Source organism: Terrabacter terrae (assembly GCF_039529575.1).
GTDB lineage: Bacteria > Actinomycetota > Actinomycetes > Actinomycetales > Dermatophilaceae > Terrabacter > Terrabacter terrae.
In genome coordinates this window covers 359,705-379,263 of the sequence record NZ_BAAANB010000003.1, presented here as the reverse complement: position 1 = coordinate 379,263, position 19,559 = coordinate 359,705, and the positions used below count along the sequence as shown (strand labels likewise).

Annotated in this window: 22 protein-coding genes and 1 pseudogene; 22 read left to right on the top strand and 1 reads right to left on the bottom strand. The window is 70.9% G+C overall.

Features of this window, described 5'->3' with window-relative positions:
* Positions 1–142: 142 nt before the first annotated feature.
* Both ABD194_RS07170 and ABD194_RS07165 read left to right on the top strand, forming a co-directional pair.
* The gene (locus ABD194_RS07170) at positions 143–637 is read left to right on the top strand and encodes a hypothetical protein (RefSeq protein ID WP_343989458.1); all 495 of its coding nucleotides are present in this window, start codon (positions 143–145) and stop codon (positions 635–637) included.
* Between the two features lie 154 nt (positions 638–791).
* Entirely contained in the window at positions 792–1,037 is a 246-nt protein-coding gene (locus tag ABD194_RS07165) for a hypothetical protein (RefSeq protein ID WP_343989456.1), read from the top strand.
* A 2-nt stretch (positions 1,038–1,039) separates the two neighbouring features.
* On the opposite strand, the gene ABD194_RS07160 is transcribed toward ABD194_RS07165, so the two are convergent.
* Positions 1,040–1,393 (bottom strand): ArsR/SmtB family transcription factor, encoded by a 354-nt coding sequence (locus ABD194_RS07160; protein ID WP_343989454.1) that lies wholly within the window; start codon positions 1,391–1,393, stop codon positions 1,040–1,042.
* Between the two features lie 188 nt (positions 1,394–1,581).
* On the opposite strand from ABD194_RS07160, the gene arsB reads away from it, so the two are divergent.
* From arsB to ABD194_RS07060, 20 genes and pseudogenes are all read left to right on the top strand, one after another.
* Positions 1,582–2,685 (top strand): ACR3 family arsenite efflux transporter, encoded by a 1,104-nt coding sequence (arsB, locus tag ABD194_RS07155; RefSeq protein ID WP_343989657.1) that lies wholly within the window; start codon positions 1,582–1,584, stop codon positions 2,683–2,685.
* Positions 2,678–3,106 carry an arsenite efflux transporter metallochaperone ArsD gene (gene arsD, locus ABD194_RS07150; protein WP_343989452.1) on the top strand — a complete coding sequence of 143 codons (429 nt, stop codon included), beginning with the start codon at positions 2,678–2,680 and terminating at the stop codon, positions 3,104–3,106. Before arsB ends, arsD begins: the two co-directional genes overlap by 8 nt.
* Positions 3,052–4,908, top strand: coding sequence for an arsenical pump-driving ATPase (arsA, locus tag ABD194_RS07145; RefSeq protein ID WP_343989450.1), 1,857 nt, complete (start codon positions 3,052–3,054; stop codon positions 4,906–4,908). Before arsD ends, arsA begins: the two co-directional genes overlap by 55 nt.
* The gene (locus ABD194_RS07140; protein WP_343989448.1) at positions 4,898–5,524 is read left to right on the top strand and encodes an arsenate reductase ArsC; all 627 of its coding nucleotides are present in this window, start codon (positions 4,898–4,900) and stop codon (positions 5,522–5,524) included. Before arsA ends, ABD194_RS07140 begins: the two co-directional genes overlap by 11 nt.
* Before the next feature lie 98 nt (positions 5,525–5,622).
* A complete protein-coding gene (locus ABD194_RS07135; RefSeq protein WP_343989446.1) occupies positions 5,623–6,048 on the top strand; it encodes an arsenate reductase ArsC in 426 nt (141 codons plus the stop codon).
* An 85-nt stretch (positions 6,049–6,133) separates the two neighbouring features.
* Complete coding sequence (gene trxB, locus ABD194_RS07130; RefSeq protein ID WP_343989444.1) at positions 6,134–7,222, top strand: thioredoxin-disulfide reductase; 1,089 nt, start codon at positions 6,134–6,136, stop codon at positions 7,220–7,222.
* On the top strand, positions 7,215–7,628 hold the full coding sequence (locus ABD194_RS07125; protein WP_343989442.1) for an arsenate-mycothiol transferase ArsC: 414 nt from the start codon (positions 7,215–7,217) through the stop codon (positions 7,626–7,628). Before trxB ends, ABD194_RS07125 begins: the two co-directional genes overlap by 8 nt.
* Before the next feature lie 188 nt (positions 7,629–7,816).
* Positions 7,817–8,131, top strand: coding sequence for a DF family (seleno)protein (locus ABD194_RS07120; RefSeq protein WP_343989440.1), 315 nt, complete (start codon positions 7,817–7,819; stop codon positions 8,129–8,131).
* A gap of 375 nt (positions 8,132–8,506) precedes the next feature.
* On the top strand, positions 8,507–9,040 hold the full coding sequence (locus ABD194_RS07115; protein WP_343989438.1) for a DinB family protein: 534 nt from the start codon (positions 8,507–8,509) through the stop codon (positions 9,038–9,040).
* Between the two features lie 471 nt (positions 9,041–9,511).
* Positions 9,512–9,985, top strand: a complete 474-nt coding sequence (locus tag ABD194_RS07110) for a hypothetical protein (RefSeq protein WP_343989436.1) — start codon at positions 9,512–9,514, stop codon at positions 9,983–9,985.
* Positions 9,986–10,339: 354 nt separating this feature from the next.
* Positions 10,340–10,477 (top strand): annotated as a pseudogene (locus ABD194_RS07105) (ATP-binding protein); the annotation flags it as partial.
* 185 nt (positions 10,478–10,662) lie between these two features.
* A complete protein-coding gene (locus ABD194_RS07100) occupies positions 10,663–11,055 on the top strand; it encodes an ArsR/SmtB family transcription factor (protein ID WP_343989434.1) in 393 nt (130 codons plus the stop codon).
* A gap of 47 nt (positions 11,056–11,102) precedes the next feature.
* Positions 11,103–11,447, top strand: a complete 345-nt coding sequence (locus ABD194_RS07095) for an NADH-quinone oxidoreductase subunit A (RefSeq protein ID WP_343989432.1) — start codon at positions 11,103–11,105, stop codon at positions 11,445–11,447.
* Positions 11,438–12,640 carry a hypothetical protein gene (locus ABD194_RS07090; protein WP_343989430.1) on the top strand — a complete coding sequence of 401 codons (1,203 nt, stop codon included), beginning with the start codon at positions 11,438–11,440 and terminating at the stop codon, positions 12,638–12,640. The genes ABD194_RS07095 and ABD194_RS07090 overlap by 10 nt, the downstream gene beginning before the upstream one ends.
* Complete coding sequence (locus tag ABD194_RS07085; protein ID WP_343989428.1) at positions 12,633–13,607, top strand: NADH-quinone oxidoreductase subunit H; 975 nt, start codon at positions 12,633–12,635, stop codon at positions 13,605–13,607. The genes ABD194_RS07090 and ABD194_RS07085 overlap by 8 nt, the downstream gene beginning before the upstream one ends.
* 2 nt (positions 13,608–13,609) lie before the next feature.
* Complete coding sequence (locus ABD194_RS07080; protein WP_343989426.1) at positions 13,610–14,170, top strand: NADH-quinone oxidoreductase subunit J; 561 nt, start codon at positions 13,610–13,612, stop codon at positions 14,168–14,170.
* Positions 14,167–14,469, top strand: a complete 303-nt coding sequence (locus ABD194_RS07075) for an NADH-quinone oxidoreductase subunit NuoK (protein WP_343989424.1) — start codon at positions 14,167–14,169, stop codon at positions 14,467–14,469. The genes ABD194_RS07080 and ABD194_RS07075 overlap by 4 nt, the downstream gene beginning before the upstream one ends.
* A 22-nt stretch (positions 14,470–14,491) precedes the next feature.
* Positions 14,492–16,495, top strand: coding sequence for an NADH-quinone oxidoreductase subunit 5 family protein (locus ABD194_RS07070; RefSeq protein WP_343989422.1), 2,004 nt, complete (start codon positions 14,492–14,494; stop codon positions 16,493–16,495).
* The gene (locus ABD194_RS07065; protein WP_343989420.1) at positions 16,492–17,982 is read left to right on the top strand and encodes a complex I subunit 4 family protein; all 1,491 of its coding nucleotides are present in this window, start codon (positions 16,492–16,494) and stop codon (positions 17,980–17,982) included. The genes ABD194_RS07070 and ABD194_RS07065 overlap by 4 nt, the downstream gene beginning before the upstream one ends.
* Before the next feature lie 43 nt (positions 17,983–18,025).
* A complete protein-coding gene (locus ABD194_RS07060) occupies positions 18,026–19,390 on the top strand; it encodes an NADH-quinone oxidoreductase subunit N (protein ID WP_343989417.1) in 1,365 nt (454 codons plus the stop codon).
* Positions 19,391–19,559: the final 169 nt, after the last annotated feature.

Genomic DNA, 19,559 nt, shown 5'->3' with positions numbered 1-19,559 from the left:
TGCCCGGCGGACCGAAGGGCTGTGGCGGGGCTGTGGATGACGGGCACGGGCGGGTTTGGTTCCGGCCTAGCTTGGACGCGCCAGAACCGGATGACCCGGGCAGGATGTCCCACAAGCAGCTCACAGGGGTTCAGGGGAACGTATGTCGACGCAGGAAGCGGTCCGCCATGTCGAGGGCGAGGTGCGCGAGCTCATCCGGCGGTCCGGGCTCGACCCGTCCAGCGACACCAAGGCGGTTCGAAGGCTCGTCCAGGACGCCGTGCAGGACTACGACCAGCGGTCGCTCCACGGCGGGCTTCCCTCACTCGGCGACCAGCGTCTGGCCGTCCACTCGATCCTGTCGGTCGTGGCCGGTTACGGGCCCCTGCAGCAGTACTTCGACGACCCGGCCGTCGAGGAGATCTGGATCAACAAGCACGATCGAGGGTTAGGCCTGAGCTGGCGCGAGCTTCTGCTGCGGACCGGTTTGGACTGTGGCGGATTCGGCCGGACGGGGTTGGACCACCGTGGGTCGTGTGCCAGTTTGTGTGCCGATCCTGAGTACCCCTGCCAGGGGCCGGTTCGCTCCTGGCGGCGCAGGCGGCAGGAGCGAACGCTCACGGCCACCAAGCGCGTGATCGTCATGGCTGGTGGGTAACGCGAACCCATGCAGTCAAGTGTAGACCTCTACACGCCGGTACGAGCCGTGCGCTTTCCAGGACGACGGGTTCCACGACGTCGCGCCGCTCGCAGGCCGGGGGGGGGCGCGCAGGGCGAGGGCTAGTGCGGCACGCCTGGCTTCGACGACGCCGATGATCACCATGTCGCCCAGGGTGGCCATGGCGAGCACAGTGGGGGTGTGCGGGCCGTCCGGTCAGCACGAGGCGGAAGAGACGACGGGGCGAGCCGGGGCGGTGCCGGACGACTCGGGCGGTGCCGATGAACAGGCCGGTTCCGGTGACGGCATTGTCGATGTCTGTCAGGAGTCCGTCACCCCGTCCATCCTCGCCTCGGTCGGGTGCGGTCAGCTCGAACGCGAGCGAGAGCGGCAGGGCTGAGGTCAGTCCAAGAAGCTTTGCAGGTCCTTCATCGCGTCGAAGTTCAGCTGGAACCAAGCCCAGCTGCCGCGACGTTCACGGCTCAGGATCCCGGCTTCGACGAGCGTCTTGAGGTGGTGGCTGACGGTGGGCTGCGACACCTGGACGGCGTCGGTCATGTCGCACACGCAGGCCTCATGGTCGGGGGAGGCGCTGATGATGCTGAGCAGCTGAAGGCGCACGGGGTCGGCCAGGGCCTTGAGCAGGGTGGCCCGGCGCTCGGCCTCGGCGCGGTCGAGCACGGTGACGGAGGGCGAGCCGCAGTCGGAGACGTAGGGCACCTGCTGAGGTGTCGTGATCAGTGCCGTGATGCTCACGTGTTCACCTTTCGTTCGCCGTCATTGACCTCGGTCAATGTTGACACAGGTCAATGCGACTGCCAACGTTGGAGTATCGACCAGTGTCGATCCTGCTTCAGTCCAGGCCCACGTTTCGAAGGACATCGGTGAACAACGCGCCCAGCCCCAGCACCTCCACCGAGGCCACGCCGGCCGCCCACGACCCGGTGGTGGCGAGGCTCTCGACTCTCGACCGCTTCCTGCCGGTCTGGATCGGCCTGGCCATGGTGGCCGGCCTGCTGTTGGGGCGGGTCGTCCCCGGCCTCGGCAACGGGCTGGCGAAGGTGGAGGTCGACGGGGTCTCCCTCCCGATCGCCCTCGGACTGCTCGTCATGATGTATCCCGTCCTGGCCAAGGTCCGCTACGACCGGCTCGACTCGGTCACGGGCGACAAGAGGCTGCTGGTCAGCTCCCTGTTCCTCAACTGGGCGCTAGGGCCGGCGTTGATGTTTGCGCTCGCTTGGATCTTCCTGCCCGACTTGCCGGCCTACCGCACGGGCCTGATCATCGTCGGACTCGCCCGGTGCATCGCCATGGTCATCATCTGGAACGACCTCGCCTGCGGTGACCGCGAGGCCGCGGCCGTGCTCGTCGCGCTCAACTCGGTCTTCCAGGTCGTCGCCTTCGCCGGCCTCGGCTGGTTCTACCTCTCCGTGCTGCCCGGCTGGCTCGGTCTCTCACAGACCGGCATCGACGCGTCCACCTGGGACATCGCCCGCTCGGTCCTCATCTTCCTCGGCATCCCGCTGCTCGCGGGGTTCCTCTCCCGACGTATCGGGGAACGCCGACGTGGGCGGACCTGGTACGAGGGGACGTTCATCCCCCGCATCGGACCCTGGGCGCTCTACGGCCTGCTCTTCACCATCGTCATCCTCTTCGCCCTGCAGGGCGACGCGATCACCTCACGACCCCTCGACGTCGTGCGCATCGCGCTGCCACTCCTCGTCTACTTCGCCGTGATGTGGGGCGGCGGGTTCGGACTCGGCGCAAGCCTCCGGCTGGGCTACGAGCGCACCACGACGCTCGCCTTCACCGCAGCGGGCAACAACTTCGAGCTCGCCATCGCGGTCGCCATCGCCACCTTCGGCGCCGCCTCCGGACAGGCCCTCGCCGGCGTCGTCGGGCCCCTCATCGAGGTCCCGGCCCTGGTCGCCCTCGTCTACGTGAGCCTCGCCCTGCGCAAGCGGTTTCACCCCGCCATCGGCAGCCCGGACGCGCCCCTCCCCTCGCGAGCAACCGCCAACGCCGACAAGGAGTCCCGCAATGCCTGAGATCCACGTCTACGAGCCCGCGCTCTGCTGCAACACCGGGGTCTGCGGACCCGAGCTCGACGAACGCCTCGTCGTGTTCACCGCCGACCTGGCGCACGTCAACGAGGCGGGCGGCCAGGTGCAGCGCCACAACCTGGCCAACGACCCGCAGGCCTTCGTCACGAACGACGCCGTCCGGGACTTCCTCCACCTCGCAGGATCCGAGGGCCTCCCGCTGACGACGGTCGACGGTGTAACCGTGCTGACCGGCGCCTACCCGACCCGTGAGCAGCTGACCCGGTACTCAGCCCTCGCCGACTCTGCGCAGGACGCATCCTCGGATCGTCCTCTGTTGGCCCTGGCCCCGACAGCCTCTGACGCCGGCTGTTGCGCGCCCGAGGCTTCCACGGGTTCGCCCACCCCTTCGACCGGCTGCTGCTGATGCTCTCCCTGCCCTTCCTCGACGCTCCGCCCCGGTTCCTGTTCTTCACCGGCAAGGGCGGCGTCGGCAAGACCTCGCTGGCCTGCGCCACGGCCGTGCACTTGGTAGGGCAGGGCAAGCGGGTACTGCTGACGAGCACCGACCCGGCGTCGAACGTCGGACAGGTGTTCAACGCCACCGTGGGCAACGTGGTCACTCCGGTACCGGGTATCCCGGGTCTGGACGCTCTGGAGATCGACCCGCAGCAGGCAGCCGACGCCTACCGAGCCGCGATCATCGACCCGGTGCGCGACCTCCTGCCGGCCGCCGAGATCTCCGCGATGACCGAGCAGCTCTCCGGAGCCTGCACGACCGAGATCGCCTCCTTCAACGAGTTCACCTCCCTGCTCGACGACGAGACCGCCACGGCCGCCTACGACCACATCCTCTTCGACACCGCACCCACCGGGCACACCGTCCGACTGCTCCAACTCCCGGGAGAGTGGACCACCTACCTGTCCGACGGCAAGGGCGACGTGTCATGCCTGGGACCCGTTGCGGGCCTCGACCGGCTGCGGCACGACTACGCCGGCGCACTGGCAGCGCTGACCGACCCGACACGCACGCGCCTTGTCCTGGTGACGCGCCCACAACGCTCCTCCATCCGGGAGGCCGCACGCACCTTCGATGAGCTGCGCGAGCTGGGTATGACGAACGCCCACCTCGTCGTCAACGGCGTCATGCCCCAGTACGCGGCCGCCGACGCCGCGGACGACGTCCTCGTAGACGCGGTGACCGGGCGCGAGAGGGAGGCCCTGGACGCCATCCCCGCCGATCTTGCCGTGCTGCCCCGGACGACGATTCCGTTGCTCGCGTTCAACACGGTCGGCGTCCCCTCGCTCCGCGCTCTGCTTGACCCCGACGCGACACCGGCCGCTCCAGCCAGCGACGAAATCGCCTCTCTGCCAGACGGTTTGACCAGCCTTCGTGACCTCGTCGACGACCTCGAAGCGGACGGCCACGGCCTGGTCATGTGCATGGGCAAGGGCGGGGTCGGCAAGACCACGGTCGCTGCCGCAGTCGCCCTCGAGCTCGCCTCCCGCGGACATGAGGTGCTGCTGACGACCACCGATCCGGCCGCCCACCTGAGCGAGACGCTCCAGGCGGAGGTGGAGCACCTCACCGTCGAGCGGATCGACCCCGAACAGGCCATCATCGAGTACCGCGAACGGGTCATGGCCGGCAAGGGCAACGCGCTCGACGACGCCGGCCGGGCCGTCCTCGCCGAGGACCTGAAGTCGCCGTGCACCGACGAGGTCGCCGTCTTCCAGCAGTTCTCCCACGTGGTCTTCCGGGCCCGCAAGCAGTTCGTCGTGCTCGACACGGCCCCGACCGGCCACACCCTCCTGCTGCTCGACGCGACCGGCTCCTACCACCGCGAGATCACCCGCCAGATGAGCGAGGGCGCCCGCTTCGTCACCCCGCTGATGCGCCTGCAGGACCAGAGCCAGACCAAGGTCGTCATCGTCACCCTGCCGGAGACCACGCCAGTGCTCGAGGCCCAGGAGCTCCAGGACGACCTCGCCCGCGCCGGCATCACCCCGTGGGCCTGGGTCGTCAATGCCAGCCTCACCGCCTCGGCGCCCACTTCATCGTTCCTGCGGGCCCGAGCCCACGCCGAAGCCGACCCGCTCGCTCGCGTGAACGAGCTCTGCCGACGCGTGGCCGTGATGCCGCTGCTGGCCCGCGAACCGGTCGGCACCGCCGCCCTTTCAGAGCTGACCCGACCTGCCATGGAAGGAACCCTGACCGATGCGCACTGACAGGGATGCGGGCTCGCCCGACTACGACCGGATCGTGGAGGACCTGACGTACAAGTACGACGGCGTCTTCTCCAAGGAGTCCGTCGCGCAGGCCGTAGCCGACGCACGCGCCGCCCTCGAGCCCGTCTCCAAGATCCCCACCTACCTGCCGATCCTCACCGCGCGGTACGCCACCCAGCAGCTGACCGCCGCCGCGCAGGCCGAGGGCCGGATCACCAAACAGGTGCCCGAGCTGCTCTTCGTCTGCGTCCACAACGCCGGCCGGTCCCAGATCGCCGCAGCGCTGGCCCAGCACCTCTCCGGCGGCCGGGTCCACGTCCGCTCCGCCGGCTCCGCCCCGATCGACGAGGTCAACGCCACCGCCATCGCCGTCCTCAAGGAACGCGGCATAGACCTCTCCGAGGCCTACCCCAAGCCGCTGACCAACGACGTCGTGCGCGCCGCCGACGTCGTCATCACGATGGGCTGCGGCGACGCCTGCCCGATCCTGCCCGGAAAACGCTACGAGGACTGGGACGTCGCCGACCCCGCCGGTCAGCCCCTCGAGACCGTCCGCGACATACGCGACGACATCCAGGGCCGCGTCACCCGACTGCTCCGCGACCTCGGCATCTGACCTAGCGACACCGCCCACCCGCGCCCGCCCCACTCGCGACCTGCGTCAACGACACCGCATCCACCACCCCCCCAGGCCACAAGCAAGGAGCAACCCACATGAGCAACCAGGCCGACAAGCCGTCCGTCCTGTTCGTCTGCATCCACAACGCGGGCCGGTCCCAGATGGCTGCCGCCTACCTCGCCCACCTCTCCGGGGGTGCCGTCGAGGTGCGCTCGGCGGGATCCGAGCCCGCCGACCAGGTCAACCCCTCAGCCGTCGCCGCCATGGCCGAGGAAGGCATCGACATCACCGCCGAGACCCCCAAGATCCTCACCACCGAGGCGGTCAAGGAGTCCGACGTCGTCATCACCATGGGGTGCGGCGACACGTGCCCCATCTTCCCCGGGAAGCGCTACGAGGACTGGGAGCTCGCCGACCCCGCCGGCAAGGGCGTCGAGGCGGTGCGACCGATCCGCGACGAGATCCGGCAGCGCATCCTGGGGCTGCTCGCGTCGCTCGACGTCACCCCCGTCAACGCCTGACGCCTCCCGCGTCGGCCGAGCGACCGACCCCGGGGCCCACTGGGGCGCAGGACGATCCGGACTTCAGAACAAGGGAATCCAGTACATGAGCGAGACCGCACCCGTCCGCAACGTCATCATCATCGGTTCCGGCCCCGCGGGCTACACCGCAGCCGTCTACGCCGCTCGCGCCAACCTGGCGCCGCTGGTGTTCGAGGGCGCTGTGACCGCCGGTGGCGCGCTGATGAACACGACCGAGGTCGAGAACTTCCCCGGCTTCACCGACGGCATCATGGGCCCGGACCTGATGGACGGCATGCGCGCCCAGGCCGAGCGCTTCGGCGCCGAGCTGGTCACCGACGACGTCACCGCCCTCGACCTCACGGGTGAGGTCAAGACCGTCACCGACGGCGAGGGCCGCGTCCACCACGCCCGCTCGGTCATCCTCGCGATGGGCTCGGCCTACCGCGAGCTGGGCCTGCCCCGCGAGAAGGAGCTCTCCGGGCACGGGGTGTCGTGGTGCGCGACCTGCGACGGGTTCTTCTTCCGCGACCAGGACATCGCCGTCGTCGGCGGCGGCGACTCCGCCATCGAGGAGGCGACCTTCCTGACCAAGTTCGCCCGCACCGTGACGATCATCCACCGCCGCGACGCCCTGCGCGCCAGCAAGATCATGGCCGAGCGCGCCCAGTCCAACGACAAGATCCGCTTCGCCTGGAACTCCGAGGTCGCGCAGATCCACGGCGAGGACAAGCTCACCGGCCTGACCCTGCGTGACACCGTCACCGGCGCCACCCGCGAGCTCGCGGTGACCGGGCTGTTCGTGGCGATCGGGCACGACCCGCGCAACGAGCTGGTCACCGGCGTCGTGGACACCGACGAGGCCGGCTACGTCCTGGTCGACGGCCGCTCCACCCGCACCAACGTCCCGGGCGTCTTCGCCTGCGGCGACCTGGTCGATCACACCTACCGCCAGGCGATCACCGCCGCCGGCTCCGGCTGCGCCGCCGCCCTGGACGCCGAGCACTACCTCGCCGCCCTCGCCGACACCACCACCCCCGAGCAGGCCGCCGTCGAGGCCGCCGTCATCGACGAGACGGACTCGGGCGAGATCCCCGACCCCCGTCCCACCGTCGGCGCCCAGGCCGTCTCCCCGTCCTTGGCCGCCATCTTCGCTAGAGGGTCGCATGAGTGAGGTCCCGCGGGTGGGACCAGCGGGCGCCGGCGACCCCCGTCCGTCGGTGCTGTTCGTGTGCGTCAAGAACGGCGGGAAGTACCAGATGGCGGCCGCCCTCATGCGGTCCCTGGCGCGCGCTGACGTCGAGGTCCACTCCGCCGGGACGCGGCCGGGCGATGCGGTGAACGCGTTGGCCGCCGAGGTCGTCGCCGAAGTCGGGGCGAGCATGGACGGGGAGGTGCCCACAGCGATCGAACCGGACCTGTTCCGGCGCGTCGACCGTGTCGTCGTGCTCGGCTCCGAGGCGGTTGTCGCAGCCGTCCCGGGCATGCGAGGTTCCATCGAGACCTGGGAGACCGACGAACCCTCCTCACGCGGTATCGAGGGAATCGAGCGCATGCGGCTGATCCGTGACGACATCTAGGCCCGCTGCGAAAGCCTGCTGGAAGCACTCCAAGCCCGCTGCCTGGTCGGTCTGGTCGAGACGACGCCGGTCCGCCCGTCCGGTCTGTCGTCTTACTGCAGGGATTCGCTGGGCCACCGTCCGCGGCCGCGACATCCCGACGGCGGCGGACTCATGCACTGCACGGGCTTGAGGCGATGATGGGAGCCATGAGCGTGGACGTGACGGTGCTGTACTTCGACGGATGCCCGAGCTGGCGGACGGCCCTTGAAAGGGTTGACGCCGCCTCCGCCCGCACCGGTGTGCCTGTTCGCGTCAGCACCTTGGCCGTGACTTCGAACGCCGACGCAGACCGGCTCGGGTTCACCGGATCCCCGACCATTCTGCTGGACGGGGCCGACCCATTCGCGCAACCCGGCGCAATCCCAGCCGTGGCCTGCCGGCTCTACGCCACCCCGGACGGTATGGCTGGCTCGCCCACGGTTGACCAGCTCGCCAAGGCGCTGGCCCAGCACGCACACTGAACCGGTCTCCGACCTCTGGCCACCGGCGCAGCCGAAGGCGAGGATGGGTCCATGGCAGCCATTGCGCAGGAGCACGGGCAGGTGCAGATCCCGAGCTGCTGGTGTTGCGGGAACACGTTCGACGGGAGGGACCTGACCCGGCTCGGGTCCCAGCCGGAGGTAGGCGTGTGCGCGGGGTGCGCCTTGTGGCTGTCGCGGCGCGCCAGATCCGAAGCCGATTCGGGCCACCGCACCCCGGGTGCCAGGCTGCGCCGGTGGGTCGTTTCCACGCGAGATGCGGTCACACGCGCTGGGCTACAGGACTGGCCGGCCCTTGGCCCGCTGCTGCGACGGCTCGACCGACACCTTCCCTGAAGCCCCCTGAAGCCAACTGACATGGTTACCTCCGCACCCATCGACCGGCAACGCCTCCATGATGATCTGGAGAGAGTCCGCGCCGATCTTCACCAGATCGTCGCTGTTGCGAGCCCCAGCGAGCTCCGTCGGCGCAGCAACGGAACCCGCTGGAGCAATGGGCAGCTGTTGTGGCATATGGCCTTTGGCTTCCTCATCGTGTCTCGACTGCTCCCGCTGGTCAGGATGTTCGGGCGGCTCCCGGACGGCTCCAGTCGGGCCTTCGCAGCGGTACTCAACGCGGGGACCCGACCGTTCCACTCCATCAACTACCTCGGGCCTGTCGGTGGCGCGCTCGTCTTCCATGACCCACGGCTGACCCATCAGCTCGACCACACCATCGCGCGGCTGCACCGCCGGCTCGACGCCGAGTCGCCGGAAGCGCTCGCCAGGCGGATGCACTTCCCGGTCGGGTGGGACCCCTTCTTCCGGGACACGATGACGCTGGCCGACGTGTACGCGTACGGCATGCAGCACTACGACTTCCACCGGGAGCAGCTCACGATCGAGGTGTAGCAGTGGCCCCTCCGGGCGGTGGCGTCCGGCAAGGACGGAGGTCGTGGTCTGCTGCTGCGAGCCGGGATCAGGTGCCGCTGACCCCGCTGACCTTGCACCCCGATCTGGACACCACCACGAGTGGGGTGTCCGGCGAGGCGCCAGGCAGCTGCGTCCGGTGCGTCAGGAGTTCCCCGAGGTCCTTGCTGTCGAACGCGGCATTCTCCAGCCCACTTGATCGAACCGATCGCCAGGATCTGCTTCGCGGTCGGCCCCTGGCCCCGGAGCCACGGCCTCAAAAGCGCCGGAAGTGCATCCGCTACCAACACTAGAAGCCGAACAGGCACGCCGGCGGCCCTGTTCGGCTTCTAGTGTTGGTAGCGGGTGCACAGACGCCGGTTCTCCATAGCCTTGACCTGATGGTCGGGCGTGGAGAACCGGCGCTTGGGTCATGTGTGGGAGGGGGGTCGTGCACCGGGCATGACAGCAACCGTGTACGCACATGACGACGACAACTATCCCGACGAGAGCCGATGGGTCCCGGGGGAAGCGGGTACGCCGAGCGAGGTCTTCGCCGGCAGCTACCTGCACATCCAGCTCGAGCGGGCGCGGGCCTACCCGAACGGGGTCATCGTGACGCTCACCGTGCGCGCCGGTGCGCTCGCGGGCCGCGAAGCGCAGCGCGCGTTCGCCGGCGAGGTGCTCTCGTTCCGCAGCGGTGACCTCGCTGGCCCGCGCCTCGAGCGCGTCATTGGATCGGGCGAGGTGCACTCCGTGGACCCGTGGGGTCACGGGGGCAGCGGAGGCATCTACTCCCTGCCCTACTGGATTCCGTTCCGAGACGAGACCGGAGCACCCCTGTCCCTGCGGTTCTCGTGGGCGGGGCGAGGCGTAGAGCACGAGTTCGAGTACTCGGCCGGGGAGTTGCAGCGCGCCCATGCGGCGAGCCGCCAGGTGATCAGCTAGCCCAGCCCCAGTCGTTGGACACCGCGCCACCGGCTCCGAGCGCGCCCCCAAGTCCGGCTACGGGCGCCCGCCGGTCAGTGTGACCAGGCGGGCGCTCGCGACGCGTCGCTCAGGCAGGTGTAACCGCTGCCGCCGCTGCCGTGCCCAACCGTGCCACGCACCGTTCGCACCGCGGACTCGATACACCGGAAAATGCGCCGGCTAGCAACACTAAAAGCCGAACGGGGCCGGCGGGGTGGACCTTTGACCGTGAGCACCGGTGCCAGCCGTGACCAGGTGCACATCGTCATGCCGACACCTGCGAGGGGCTGAGCGCCGAGCAACTGCCACACGCGTTGGAACGCGTTCTACCGGGCCGATGCGGCCCGCACCCGCGACGAGCGCGGCAGCGGGATCGGGCTGACCATGGCGCAGGCCATCGTGTCTGCGCACAACGGGACGGTTCAGGCCGACAGCGCCGGGCTGGGGCAGGGCGCGAGGTTCACCATCAAGCTTCCCATCACACCGCCGACGACGGAGACGACCGCGCGCCGTGGCGAGCCAAGGAAGACCAGTCACGACACTGCGCTGGCCGCCGCCGCACGCTCGGCGCATTCCTATGGTCCTGGCTTCACGCAAGGGACGAGCCTCCTCAGGAGGGCAGTTAACCCGCATGGCCGTATGGGTATGCGGATGGCGTGGCTGAAGACCGCGGAGCCCGCAGCGAGGCACGTGCCGTGGACCCGCGCGCAGTGGTCTCTGCGAGGGCCCGGGTCCCCAGCCCGGAGGACTGCGACCGACTCGGCGCCGTCCTGTCGCTGATCGCCGGCCCCACCAGAATCCGCCTGCTCCATGCCCTCGACACGGCGGAGGAGCTGTGTGTCGGAGACCTGGCGCTGGCCCTCTGTGCCTCGGAGGACTCCGTCGGATACGGCCTCAAGATGCTGCGGACGGCAGGGCTCGTCACGCGCCGCAAGGAGGGGCGCACGGTCTACTACCGACTGGTCGACGGATTCCCGGAGCTGTTGCGCTCGGACTGCCTGCGCCAGCTGGTGCACCTCACCCGCGCAGGCGCATACGGAGGAGCCTGAGTGGGAGCTCGACCGCGGAGCCGGCCGACAGAGAAGCGGGAGGCGACGTGTACCTCGGGATAGCACTGCTGCTGCTGGTGACAGCAGCAGGTCTGGCACTGCTCCTGCTCGTCGCCCGCGCAGTCGCGGTGAGTTCGGAAGCCTTGCCGGTGCTGCCTTTCCAGTCCGGCCACGCGCCCACGGAGCATGCCCTCTCGCGCTACCACGTGCGGTGGTATCCCGCGACTCTGGTGTTCCTCGCCTTCGACGTCGAGATGCTGTTCATGTATCCTTGGGCCGTTGTCGTGGCCGAGCTCGGGGCCGGGGCGGTCGTGGAGATGTTCGTGTTCCTGGCCGCGCTCATGGTTGCGGTGCTGTGGGCCTGGCGTGAGGGTGCGCTCCGATGGGTCTGACGCAATGGCTGGCCCGTCAGGCCGTGCGCCGGTGCTCTGTCCTGCTCGTGGAGATGCCGGGCGGATGGCGTGCCCGGGTCTACGCGGAGCGCTTCGTCCTGGGACGTGGCTGGCAGCTTGCCGACTCACCCGCCGGCGCCGACATGTTGGTGGTGTGCGGACAGCTACCGCCCGACCTCGAGGACAGCGTCGAAGCGGTGTGGGAGCAGCTCCCCGGCCCGCGCGTGCGGATCTCCCTCGCACCGGGCGAGACCGAGCAGGGCGTCGAGGCGGCGGTCGAGGCCGCCCTGCCGCACCTGCGTGACACCGCCGCCCAGCGCGAGGACGCCGCGGGCCGCTCGCTACCCGGCGGCATGGACCCCGGCGACATGGACCCCGGCGACATGGACCACGGCGACATGGACCACGGCGACATGGACCACGGCGACATGGACCACGGCGACATGGACCACGGCGACATGGACCACGGCGACATGGACCACGGCGACATGGACCACGGCGACATGGACATGGCTCCGGACGGCATCGCGCTGGCCGAGGGCGCCGACGACCGAGACGGTCTCGAGATGGACGAGCTGCACCTGAGGCTGGGGCCGGTCCTGCGCCACTGGCCTGCGGGGCTGGAGATGACGTGGACGCTGCACGGCGACCTGGTCACGGAAGCCGAGGGCCGGTGGATCGGCTCTGCCACAGGGGAATCGGCAACCCAGGGTCTCCCGTCCACCGCCCTGCTCGCCGACGCGGTCCGCGATGTCCTGCAGCTCGCGGGGTGGACGGAGGGGGCCGAGCGCGCGATGCGTGTGCGAGACCTTGCCGTGGGCTCCCTCGCCGGGCGCGGCGATGCGGACCTGGCTCGCGAGGCGGCCGCGCTGGTCCGTCGCGTTCGACGTTCGCGCACGCTGCGCTGGTCCCTCCGGGGTCTGGGGCGTGTCGAGCGCGGATGGCTGGACGACCACCAGCTCCCGTCATGGTGGGCCGGGGACGCCAACGACCGTCTCCTGGCGCTGCTCGACGCCGTGCACGTGTCGACGGACGCGGGCCCGGGACCCGACGTGCTGCTCGAGCGACCTGACGCCGCGCACCTGACGCGGCTGTGCACCGGTGTCGAGGTCGCCGCGGCGCGACTCGTCGTCGCGAGCCTGGCGCCGCACCTCGGGTCCCTCGAGGCCATGAGGGCGGGCGCCCATGCCTGAGGCAGCCGTTCTCATCGCGCTCCCAACGGGAAGCGCCTCGGTCTCGACCAGCGACCTGGCAACCGCCGCCTCACTGGCGTTCGGTTCGCTGGTGCTGCTGACGGTCGGGGCCGCGGTGCTCTCCAGCGTCCTGCACGCTCGCTCGGTGGGCGCCGTGTCCTCGGGCCTGTCGGGCCCGGTCTCCGACGTCGCCCGGCTGCTCCGCCAGCGCCGGCGCGTGCCGGTCTCGGCGGACCGGCTGCTGTGGGCCGTCGGCACCTGGGGCCTGGTCGTCGCGGCGGTGCTGATGGTCGCGGTGGTGCCGTGGGGCGACGCCGTGGCCCTACCCACCGACGTGGGGATCGTGTGGTTCAACATGGTCGACGTCGCGGTGTGGGCCCTGGTCTGGCTCGCCGGGTGGGGGGCCAACTCGGCCTACGGCATCATCGGCGGCCACCGCTTCCTCGCCCAGGCACTCGGCTACGAGCTGCCGCTGATGTTCGCTCTCGTCGCGCCGGCCATCGCCGCCCACAGCCTCGACCCCCTCGTCGTCGCCGAGGCACAGCACGGGCTCTGGTATGCCGTGTGGATGCCCGTGGCGTTCCTCGTCTACCTCGTGGGGGTGCTCGGTTTCTCCGTGTCGGGTCCGTTCGCCGCCGCGCTCGGTTCCGACGTCGCGGGCGGCGTCGCCGCGGAGGTGTCGGGACTGGACCGGTTGCTCCTGCTCGCCGGGCGCCACGCACTGCTTGCCGCGGGTGCAGCCTTCGCCGTCCCCCTGTTCCTCGGCGGCGGCTCAGGGCCGCTCCTGCCGGGGTGGGCGTGGAGCCTGCTCAAGTCGGCCGCGGTGCTGGCCGTGCTCGTCTGGGCCCGCCGCCGCCTACCGGTCCTGCGACCCGACCTGTTCATGGAGCTGGGCTGGATCGTGCTGCTGCCGCTCGCGCTCGTGCAGGACCTCGTCGTCGCCGTCCTCGTCGTCTGGAGGAGCTGACCGTGGTCACCGACGTGCTCTTCATCGTCCTCGGCATCGTCGCCGTGCTCGCCGGGGCGGCCGTGTTCCGGGTCGACTCGATGGCCCGGGCGACCTATGCCCTGGCCGCCTCCTTCGTGGCCGTCGGGCTCCAGGTCCTGATGCTCTCGCAGAGCTACGTCGGGCTCATCGTCGTCCTCATGATGGTCATGGAGATGGCCGTCATGGCCGTCTACATGGTCATGTTCATGGGGATGAACCCCGCGCTGATGCCGATGAGCATGGTGCACGGCAAGAAGACCGCGCTCGGCGTGTCCGTCGGGGTCTTCGTCGTGCTCGTCGCCGGCATCCTGCTCACCGACTGGCCCGCCCGGCGGGGCTCGCCCCCGGCGGACCTGACTGCAGCCCTCGGGCGGACGCTGATGGAGTCCAAGATGCTCGTCATGGCCGTGGTGAGCCCGGTCATGGTCGCCACGATCGTCGCCGGGGTGTCGCTGGCTCACGCACGCACGCGCTACGACCGCCTGGGCGACGACCTCGAGGGCCCGGCCGAGGACCCGCAGCCCGGGGGAGTGGGCCGATGACGCTGCAGATCGCCCTCCTGCTCGCCGCGGCCCTCTTCAGCGTGGGCCTCTACGGCGCCATCTCCCAGCAGGTCGTCGTGATGGTGATGATGGGCCTCGAGCTCATGGTCAACGCAGTCATCCTCGCCGCCGCAGCCCTCTGGTGGTTCCTCGCGCCGAACCCGTCGGGCCAGGTCCTGCTCCTGGTGGTGCTGGCCGCGATGACCGTGGAGATGGCGATGGGCTTCGCCGTCGCCACACTCCTGCACCGTGAGCGCGGCTCCGACATGACCGACTCGGCCACGGACCTGGCGCAGTGACGACGGACGAGGAGGTGACGAGGTGAGCGACGCGTCCTGGATGCCGTGGGTGCTGGTGGGCCTGCCGGCAGCGGCCGGTGCCATCCTCGCGGCAGGCGCCGGCGGCAGGCGTCCCGGCAGACCCCCCGAGACGGAGCCGGCGGCCCGACTGGGAGCGGAGGCGGCAGCCGACCGGTCCGCCGCTGTCCGACCGGTGGATCGTCTTGCCGCTCCGGTCGCAGTGCTGGTGGCGTCGGCGGTGGTCGTGCTGGCGTTCGTCAGCGCCGTGTCGCGTCCGCGGGCGTCGGCCCCCTTCCTCGGAAGCGTCGACGGGGGCGGGTTCGGTCTCGAGGTCGACGGCCTCGCAGCAGCCATGGTCCCGACCATCGCCGTCGTGACGCTGCTGGTGCTCGTCTTCTCGCTGGGCACCGCGGACGGGGAGCTGACGGGCGCCGTCGGTGCGGGCCGGGCGCGCTTCCACGGGCTGATGCTGCTCTTCGCGGCGGCCGCTCTCGTCACGGCGACCGCGACGACCCTGCCGACCCTGCTTCTCGCCTGGGAGGTCATGGGTGCGATGTCCTGGGCCCTCATCGGCTTCCGGTGGAGCGAGGAGCGCCGCGTCTCGGCCGGGCTCACGGCGTTCCTCACGACGCGCACGGCCGACCTGGGCCTCTACGTGGCCGCCGGGGCGGCGGTGGCCGGTGGCGGGGGACTGGCCCTCGACCGGCTGGCCGCGGTGGCCCCCGGCTGGCGTGACGTCGTGGCGGCGGGCATCGTCGTCGCGGCGCTCGGCAAGGCCGCTCAGCTGCCCTTCTCGTTCTGGCTCTCGCGCGCCATGGAGGGCCCCAGCCCGGTCAGCGCCCTGCTGCACTCGGCGACGATGGTCGCCTTGGGCGGCTTCCTGCTGCTGCGCGTCCAGCCACTGCTCACCGCCACCGGCTGGGCCGGCCCCTTCGTGGCCTGGCTCGGCGCGATCAGCGCAGTGGCGCTCGGCGTCGTCGCCCTCGCCCAGCGCGACCTCAAGCAGCTGCTGGCGGCCTCGACCGCCGCCCAGCTCGCCTTCGTCGTGCTCGCAGCCGGCACCGGCTCCCTCGTCGGCGGCAGCGCGCAGCTGGTGGCCCACGCGTCCACCAAGGCCCTGCTCTTCCTCGCCGCCGGCGTGTGGCTGGCCCTGCTCGGAACCCGCAGCCTCGACCAGCTCGCCGGCGTGGCCCGGCGATGGCGCGTCGTCGGATGGAGCGCGACCCTGGGTGCCCTGTCCCTCGCCGGGATCGCGCCGCTGTCGCTGTGGGCGACCAAGGACGCCGTCCTCGCGTCACTGCTCGACCCGGCCGGGCCGCGAGTACCGGCAGCCGGACTGCTCTACGCGGTGGCGCTCGTCGGGGCGGCCCTCTCGGCGGCGTACTCCGGCAAGATCCTCGCCACGCTGTGGTCCGCCCGGCTTCCCGGAGGCGCTGACCCAGTCCGTCCCGGGGGCGACGAGCGGCCCGGCGCGGCCCGGACCGTTCCGCTGGTGGTCCTCGCCACCGGCTCGGTGGTCCTCGGCGCCCTCGCCCTGCCACCGGTGGTGTCGTGGTTCGCCGGGACGGTGGGAGCGAGCGTTCCTGCGGTGGTGTGGCCCTCGCTCATCGGGGCTGCCGTCCTTTCGCTCGCCGTCGCGGGGGTGACCGTATGGGTCGTCCGCGCGGGTAGGCTCCCCGAGCCCGGCTGGGCGCGGCACTGGCTGGGACTGGAGGAGGCCGCGCACCGCCTTGCGGTACGACCCGCGTTCGCCCTCGCCCGAGCTCTCGATGCAGCCGACCGGAGAGCCGTCGAGCCCGTGCCCCTGGCTGCCGCCACCCTCGCCCGTCGGGCGGCGCAGGCCCTGGCCGGCTTCGACCTCCACGTCCTCGCGGGCGCGGTGTCACTGGCAGCGAGCGGCGTTCGGTCGCTGGCCGAGCGGGCCCGACGCCCGCAGACCGGGCAGCTGCACCAGTACTACGTCCAGGCGGTCCTCGTCGCCACGGCCGCCATCGCCCTGCTCGTCACGTCCGCTCTCGTGAGGTGAGTGTGCTCAGTCTCATCGTCTTCCTGCCCCTGCTGTCGGCTCTCGTGCTGGCGGCGGTCCCGCTGTCCCCGAGGGCCGTGGCCTGGGCCTGGGTCGGCGTAGGCGCGGTCGACCTGCTCCTGGTCGCCTTGGCCTGGTCGAGGTACACGGCCCCGGCGGCCGGGCAGCTCGCCTTCGACGAGCGCCTCGACTGGATGCCGCGCATCGGCAGCAGCTACCACGTCGGTGTCGACGGGCTCTCGCTTCCCCTCGTCGGCATGACCGCCCTGGTCTTCCTCGCCTGCGCCGTCTACAGCCTGCGCGACGCCGAGCGCCCGAGGTCGCGCGCGGCCCTCATGCTGTTCCTGCAGTCGGTCAGCCTCGGGCTGTTCGTGTCGGCCGACCTGATCCTCTTCTTCGTCTTCTTCGACCTGTCGATCGTCGGGATGTACTTCCTCATCGCCGGGTGGGGGAGCGGGACAGCGGCCCGATCGGCCCTGCTGTTCTTCCTCTACACCTTCCTCGGGTCACTGGCGCTGCTGCTCGGCTTCATCGGCCTCTATGTCGCCTCGGACCCGCACACCTTCGACATCCCGACGCTCGTGGCCGCGATGCCGCTCCACTCGTCGGGACCCGTCGCCGGACTCGTGCTCGGAGCGATCCTGCTGGGGCTCTTCGTCAAGACGCCGACCGTGCCCTTCCACACCTGGCTGCCTCCGGCCCACACCGACGCGCCGGCCGTGGGATCGGCCGTCCTGGCGGGCGTCCTGCTCAAGATGGGAACCTACGGCTTCGTCCGCATCGCCATGCCGATGCTGCCCCAGAGCTGGCAGGCCTGGTCGTGGGTGATCATCGCCTTCGGCGTCGTCTCGGTGCTGCACGGCGCCTTCGTCGCCCTGGCCCAGACCAACCTCAAACGGATGATCGCCTACACCTCCGTCAACCACATGGGCTACGTCGTGCTCGCCGTCGGTGTCGCCGGCCTGACCGCGGCGAGCACCTCCTCCCGTCAGCTCGCCGTCACCGGAGCCGTCACGCAGATGGTCAGCCACGGCGTCGTCACCGGCGCCCTGTTCCTCGTCGTCGGTGTGCTCCACCGCCGCGGTCGCGACTACGACCTGGACGGCTACGGGGGCCTTGCCGGGCCCGCGCCGCGGCTCGCGGCGGTCTTCGCCGTCGGCGCCTTCGCCTCGCTCGGCCTGCCCGCCCTCTCGGGGTTCATCGCCGAGTTCCAGATCTTCACCGGCAGCATCGGGGCAGCCCCGGTGACCGCCGTGGCGCTCACCGGGATCCTCGTGACCGCCGGACTGTTCCTGCGCGCCTACCAGCGGGTGTTCACCGGGGGCCTTCGCGGGCAGTCCGCCGGCTTCGAGGACCTCACGACGCCGGAGGTGCTCGCGGTCGGCGCCCTGCTGCTGGCCTCGCTGGTCATCGGCATCTTCCCGCGGGTCGTGCTCGACGTCATCGAGCCGGCGTCGTCGGTCCTCGTCGGCCTCGTGTCCCGATAAGGCGGCGATCGAGAAGATGCGACCGCTGGTTCTCGCACCCGAAATGGCCCTGTTCGCAGGGTCGCTCACTGTGTTGCTGTCCGGGTCCTTCCTGCCGCGCCGGCGTCTGTGGGCCACCCGTGCCATCGCGGCGGTCGCGCTCCTGGTGGCCGCTGCCCCGTCCATAGGGGCCCTTCTCCGCGGCAGCGAGATCGCGTTCAGCGGCAGCTTCGTCGCCGACCGGGCCACCGGAGTGGTACGCGTGGTCGTCGTCGTGGCGGTCGCACTCATGCTCCTGGTCGCGGCCGACGACGTGAGCGGCTCGGCCCGCGAGGCGGAGACGTACGCCCTGCTGCTCCTCGCGTCCACCGGGGTCCTCGTGATGAGCGGCGCCCGGGACCTGCAGGTGCTTCTCGTCGGGTTCCTGCTGGCCAGCATCCCGGCATACGGCCTCGTCGGCCTCGAACGCACGCGCGGCGCCGCGGAGGCGGCGATGAAGACCTACCTGCTCGGCGCCCTGGCCGGCATCTCCCTCATGCTCGGCACGGCGCTCCTGTACGGCGTGTCCGGCGAGACGAGCTACGCGGCGCTCACCCGCGAGCTGGGAGCCTCGCCGTCCGGGGTGCTCTCGGCCGGTGCGGTCCTCGTCGTCACCGCCCTGCTCTTCGAGGCCGGGGCGGTCCCGGCGCACTTCTGGGTACCCGACGCCGCGCAGGCGGCGGGGGTCACGGCCGCCACCTTCCTCACCACCGTCCCCAAGCTCGGCGCCGTCCTGGCGCTCTACCGGTTCGTCGGCGTCCTGCCCGGCACCGTGGCCTGGCCGCTGCTCGTCGGCGCGCTCGCCGTGCTCACGATGACGCTCGGCAACCTCGCCGCCTACGGGCAGACGGACGTGCGCCGGCTGCTCGGCTGGTCGACCGTCAGCCAGGCCGGCTACCTGCTGGTCCCCGTGGCCGTCGCCGGGCGCAGCCCCCTGGCCCAGTCTTCGCTGCTCTTCTACCTCGGGGCGTATGCCGTCACGAACGTCGGCGCCTTCGCCGTCGCCGCCTCGCTGCCCGAGCATCGCGGCCTCTCCGACTACCGCGGCCTGGCGCGACAACGCCCGTGGCTCGCCGGGGCGCTCCTCGTGTGTCTCCTCGGTCTGGTGGGCACGCCCCCGACGGCGGTCTTCGTCGGCAAGCTGACCACGGCGACCGCCGCCTGGGACGGAGACCAGTGGTGGCTCACCGCCGCGGTCGTGCTCAACTCCCTGCTCAGCCTCTACTACTACCTGCGCTGGATCGTCCCCACCTTCGCGATCGTCCCGCGCTCGGGGCGGGACCTCGCCGGTGTCGTGCGCACGGGCAGGGGCCCCGTCGTGGCCGCGCTGGTGGCGGGCGCCGCCAGCGTCGTCGTCGGCGTCGCGACGGGCTGGGTATGGCCGACGTGAGTCGACGCCCCGGGCCGGCTTTCGGGCGTGCAACCCGCTGGGCGAGGGTGCGAGGGCGGGTGCAGCTGAACTGCTTCCGTGCTCGGCACCCGTGCTCGGGTCCCGCTTGGGACGATCACATGAAGGGCCCCCTGAGCGCACCCGCGGCCCCGGCAACCCCGCGCGATCG